This window comes from Daejeonella sp., from assembly GCF_044342615.1.
In the GTDB taxonomy this organism is placed as follows: domain Bacteria; phylum Bacteroidota; class Bacteroidia; order Sphingobacteriales; family Sphingobacteriaceae; genus Daejeonella.
The window spans coordinates 1-5465 of the sequence record NZ_JBIIPN010000153.1 but is presented as its reverse complement, the minus strand read 5'-3'; the positions used below and the strand labels follow the sequence as shown (position 1 = coordinate 5465).

Annotated in this window: 4 protein-coding genes; 3 read left to right on the top strand and 1 reads right to left on the bottom strand. The window is 33.9% G+C overall.

The annotated features are described in order from the left end of the window. Both ACIQ0D_RS11150 and ACIQ0D_RS11145 read left to right on the top strand, forming a co-directional pair. Positions 1 to 283: ACP S-malonyltransferase (locus ACIQ0D_RS11150; RefSeq protein WP_395805616.1), on the top strand; the 283-nt coding region annotated here is incomplete at its 5' end. 66 nt (positions 284 to 349) lie between these two features. Then, complete coding sequence (locus ACIQ0D_RS11145) at positions 350 to 4081, top strand: ATP-binding protein (protein WP_395805614.1); 3732 nt, start codon at positions 350 to 352, stop codon at positions 4079 to 4081. A gap of 8 nt (positions 4082 to 4089) precedes the next feature. On the opposite strand, the gene ACIQ0D_RS11140 is transcribed toward ACIQ0D_RS11145, so the two are convergent. After that, entirely contained in the window at positions 4090 to 4998 is a 909-nt protein-coding gene (locus ACIQ0D_RS11140) for a hypothetical protein (protein ID WP_395805612.1), read from the bottom strand. Positions 4999 to 5204: 206 nt separating this feature from the next. On the opposite strand from ACIQ0D_RS11140, the gene ACIQ0D_RS11135 reads away from it, so the two are divergent. Then, on the top strand, positions 5205 to 5465 hold a 261-nt coding region (locus ACIQ0D_RS11135; protein WP_395805611.1), incomplete at its 3' end, for a family 10 glycosylhydrolase.

The window sequence follows — 5465 nt, the reverse complement described above, 5'->3', positions numbered from 1 at the left end:
GCTTGCTCGTGTTGAATTGCAAGCTGCTATTGAAAACACCGAAATAAAAGAGCCTATTTGCCCAATTTATCAAAATATTGATGCAAAGCCTTATAAAGATGTGCCAAGCATTAAGCATAATTTAATTTCACAATTAACAGGTGCCGTACGTTGGACGCAAACCGTCGAGAAAATGCTTCATGATGGTGCAACTTCATTTGTTGAAGTGGGTCCTGGAAATGTGTTACAAGGACTTGTAAAGAAGGTGGACCGTACGGTTGAGACTTCAAGTGCCACTGTATAATTTCCTAAAATCGAATAAATACCTTTTTTAGGTAAATAGTTAGGGCATTTAATTAAACGATGATTCATGAGCGGAAATTTTAAAATTCGTTTTCTTCTGCTTATGCTCGCAATTGGCTTTGCTGGCACAGCCCTAACTATTAATTATACTATCAAGAAGGAAGAAATCCTTACTTTGGAGGCCCGCAAAATTGAGCGGCGTCTCCAAAAAAAGGAGGAGCTGCTACGTAATATACTTGGTAATCCTTCATTTCGTGATTCTCTCAACAATATCCAGACAAATGAGAAATGGGCACGTTATCTCATTTCTGAGTTTAGTGAAAAGCGAAATATTTTTATTAATACTTACGAAAAAGGCCGCCTAGTTTTCTTGGGTGGGATACAAATTGCGCCCGAAACAGATAGGCAGTTTAAAGAGGGTAGTAATTTTATCCGTCAGGGGAATGGTTATTTTGAGGCTATCAAGAAGACTTGGGGAGACATTTCTGTACTTTGTTTCATCCCCGTAAAATCGGATTATCCCTATCAAAATGAATATCTACGCAACGATTTCGCAAAAGATTTGTTGCCATCAAATAGCCTTGATATAGCAAATTTAGAAGATAAAGAGGTATATAATATCCGCAATTTGGATGGGAAGTACCTATTTTCGGTAAAATTAAAGTCTAATGACCCACCTTCTTTTTATTTAGCCATAAAGCTGGTAATGTGGGTTTTATCCATCTTATTCTTTTTAATATTTATAACTAGCCTTTGCGTTTCAGTTGCAGACAGGGGCTATGTTAAATGGGCTATACTTCTTTTATTTAGCACCTTAATGGGCTTGCGACTTCTAGATCTTGACTTCAGATTTTTTAGCAATAATTTTGAATTGGAGATTTTTAACCCCAAATATTTTGCCTCCAATTATTTCTTCCCTTCCATTGGGGAGTTTTTATTGAATATTTTAGCATTTACCTGGATTTTAGCTTTTATTTATGCTTATCGTTTTCAAATAGTAAGTGTAAAATTACCGATAAATAAATTTGTTAGCTATCTAATTTTCATTGCCTTAGGTCTTTTTGTTTGCACTGCTGGATATATTACTAATGAATTATTTTTCGGATTAATTTCTAATTCTAATATTAATTTTGAGGTTGGACAAATTTTAAATTCAGGCTGGTTAAATTATCTGGGCCTCGTGATTTTCTGTCTGGCCATTTTAAATCTATTCTTATTAATTAGCTCGACCTTAGGTATTAGCTCCGTATTAAGTTTGAGCAAAAAAGAGCGTTTATTTGTTTTTGGATTGGGCTTGCTCATAGCCTTAATTTATCGCTTATTTTTTAGTGATTTCACGATTTTTTTCCTGCTTTTTGCTCTCATTTTGCTCATTTTTGGCATTTCCTTCCATCATTATGAGAAACGTTTAACTATAGGAGCTCTGATTGTTTGTCTTTTTATCTTTTCCTTAATCGGCTCCATAAAGCTTTCCAGATTTCAATCCTTAAAAGAACGTGAGAGTCGTAAGTTACTGGCTACAAAGTTAGAATCCTCTTCAGATCCGAATGCGGTTTTACTGTTGTTAAGTTTGGAAAAAGAAATTTTGAACGATCAGTTTGTGATTGATTTTTTCAAAAATCCACTTTCAAGTCATAATGCCTTAAAAACGAGGTTGATGAAACTCTATTTGGCTGGTTATCTCTCTAAATTTGATTTTGAATCCTATGAGTATGATACCAATAATCAGTTTTTGAAGGGTGATAGGAATATTCCGCTATCAAATTTTAAAAATTTAGTGCTCAAAGGCTCGTTAAAGGTATCTGATTATTTTTACCAGCGTAATAATACTTTTGGTTTTCAGCAATATTTTGCGCTGCTTCCAATAAAAAATCAAAATAATCAAGTAGGCACGCTTGTTTTGGAGCTAAAGTCGAAGCCTTTAGCTGAGGTTGGTGCATTCCCTGAGCTACTTGTTGATGGAAAAATAAGAGATGATTTACAGCTCAAGGAATATTCTTATGCCTATTATAAGGATCATAGATTGTTAAATCAGCATGGAAAGTATGTTTATAATTTAAGAAATTATGAGTTTAGTGGTAAGACTGGCGAATTTTTATTCGAAAATACCTCAGAAAATGGTCACCAGTACAGTCATTTAATTTTCCAACCTAACTCACGAAGCTTAATAATTGTAAGCAGAAAAAAAACTAATTTGCTTGATCAGCTAGCATCTGTTTCTTTTATCTTTTTGTTGTTTCTTCTTTTTGCTACTTTTTTATACGTAATTAGATGGCTATGGTATAGCCTTCTTCATTATCATCCTAGTTGGCGAAATTTTAGATGGAACTATCTTGTTAGGGCAAATAAGATGCTTTATAAGACTAGAATTCAGGTTTCAATGGTTTTAGCTGTTGTAATTACACTGATTATTACAGGAATCATTACATTTTACAATATTAGTACTCAATATCGTGAGCAGCAAGAAGAATTGGTTCTAGATAAATTGAATAAAATTTCAGTAGGTGTAAATAAGCAATTATTGAATAATGGATTGATTTCTGCTGATGAACAAACGGAGATCGCTTTTAACGCTTTTGCAGATATCAATGGGGTTGACCTTAATCTCTTTGACATGAATGGGAAATTACTTCTTTCTACCCAACCCAAAATATATGAGAATCAATTGATTGCCCCTAAGATGAATTCTTTATCCTATTTGTATTTGAATAGGCTGCAGAAGTCTGAATATATTAATACTGAGCAAATTGGTGAACTTTCCTTTATTGTGGCTTATGTTCCAATTACAAATAGTAGAAATGAGGAAATTGCCTATTTGGGTTTGCCATATTTTTCAAATGAGAAAGATCACGAAGACCGAATCGGGGTGTTTTTAAATGCTTTAATAAATGTTTATGCCTTGGTTTTTGTGGCTATAGGCTTTTTTGCAGTGTTTATTGCCAATAGAATTACAAGCCCTTTAACTCTTGTTCAAAAAAGTTTGCGTGAGACTAAAATCGGCCGTAAAAACGAACCTATTGTATGGAAACGAAATGATGAAATTGGCAATTTAGTGAGTGAGTACAATAATATGATTGCTGCATTAGAGGAAAGTGCACAAAAGCTGGCATTATCTGAACGTGAGACTGCATGGCGCGAGATGGCTCAACAAGTAGCACATGAGATTAAGAATCCATTAACACCTCTTAAATTAGGTATACAGCTCCTTGAAAGATCTTGGAGGGAAAAAGACCCTCATTTTGCCGAGAAATTTGAGCGTTTTAACAAGTCGTTTATTGAACAAATTGAAAGCCTAACTCATATCGCTTCAGAATTTTCTAGTTTTGCCAAAATGCCTGAAGCGGTTTTGGAACAGGTTAATGTGAAGGAAATTATTGAGCAATCTATTGTTCTTTATCGTCAATCAGAACATACTACTATTGTTCTTGAAGATATTTATGGCATTGAACCTGTAATTAAAGCAGATAAAGACCAGCTTTTAAGATGTTTTAATAATCTTATAAAGAATTCAATTGAAGCCCGTTCTGACAAGCGCAGAAGTATAATTCGTATTTTTATTTATTGTAGAGAAGGTAATGTACACATTGAAATCAAAGATAATGGAGCAGGAATTCCTGAAGAATTAGGACAAAAAATTTTTAGCCCTAATTTTACTACAAAAACTTCTGGAACAGGATTGGGACTTGCTTTTGTAAAGCAAATAATTGAAGGTATTGGGGGACTCATCCGATTTAAAACAATACCTGGAATAGGCACTACATTTTTTATATCTATCCCTTTAAATAGAGATGGAATATAGCTTATTCTTTATCTTAAACTAATCGATCCTTTGCCCATTGAATAAGAGTCAGAGTACAAGAGAACAGTATAATTTCCTTTTTGAAAATCACCAGTGTTTGACCAATCTATGGAATAGCTTTTACCATCGTTATTAAATTCTATGGCAGTTTTATACGTGTATTGAAGCTCTTCATCTTCTGAATTGAAAGTCCCATTGTTTTTAGAAACAATGAGGTTCCCGCTTGGATCTATAACTCTAAGGTAAATATTATGTGTACCCTTTTGTGCTAATGGATTTTGCACGATAGAGAAGTTTATCCTTAATTTATCTGTACTATTGGCGCGGCTTGCAGCACTTTCTTTTCCATTATTTTTTACATTTATTGCCAAAATAGAAACATTGCCAGTTTTAAGAAGTGAGGCTACCCTTACTTTATTGCTGAGCTCTTCGTTTTGCTTTTCAAGGTCGGAAGCTTTGTAACTAACAGAATCAACAGCTGTTTTTAACTCGTTACGTTCTATAGTTAAATTGGCATTAAGATTTTTAAGAACGTCTATTTCAGAGCTGTATCTTGCTACCAGATTTTTAAGCTGTTTAATTTCTTCTTGCGCTTTAAGAAGTTGTGTTTGTGTAAGCTGACCCTTCGACAAAGCTGCTCTTAGCCTGTCAATTTGCTGTCTTGCTCTTTCTTGCTCAGCCTTCATCTCTTCAGTAAGCTGTATGTTTGTATTCGTTGCGTTATCCAGTTCAGCCTCAATCTTATCAATTTCGGTTTCCATTCTAGTTTTTTCGTCGCTAATACTTACGATTCGCTTATCGCTCTGCTTGTCTTTTAAAAACAAATAGGTGTTTGTACCAAGCAATGCAATTATTACTGCAATTAAAAAATATATCTTATTTGAGTCCCTTTGTACAGGTTTTTCTAGGTTTTCCATTTATAATACTGAATTTATAGAATTAAAATCTTATTTACTAAACATCGGCAGGGGCAAATATATTGTTTCGAAATATAATTATTGTTTTTACCCGTTAAAAATCATCAATGCATTTATAAAGGTTTATAAAAAAAATCAATTCTTCATTTTTAAGGCCTTCTGCAATACATTAGATTATTATCTTTATGCACTTATCTTAAAATCCAATGAAAAAAAACCTGTCGTTTCTTATTTTATGCCTTTTAGCTCTGCCTTTTTTTGGTCATTCTCAAGACTTTTCACATCCTAAGCATGAATTTCGTGGAGTATGGATTGCTACAGTTGCTAATATCGATTGGCCGTCAAAACCGGGACTGAGTTCTGATATTCAGAAGACTGAACTAATTCGCATTTTGGATGCGCATCAAAAAACAGGAATAAATGCAGTGATTTTTCAAATTCGCCCGGCTACGGATGCACTTTATGGC

Bases quoted from the DNA above. Each gene is read 5' to 3' on its own strand.
- ACIQ0D_RS11145 (WP_395805614.1), top strand. From the start codon at position 350: ATGAGCGGAAATTTTAAAATTCGTTTTCTTCTGCTTATGCTCGCAATT.
- ACIQ0D_RS11140 (WP_395805612.1), bottom strand. From the start codon at position 4,998: ATGGAAAACCTAGAAAAACCTGTACAAAGGGACTCAAATAAGATATAT.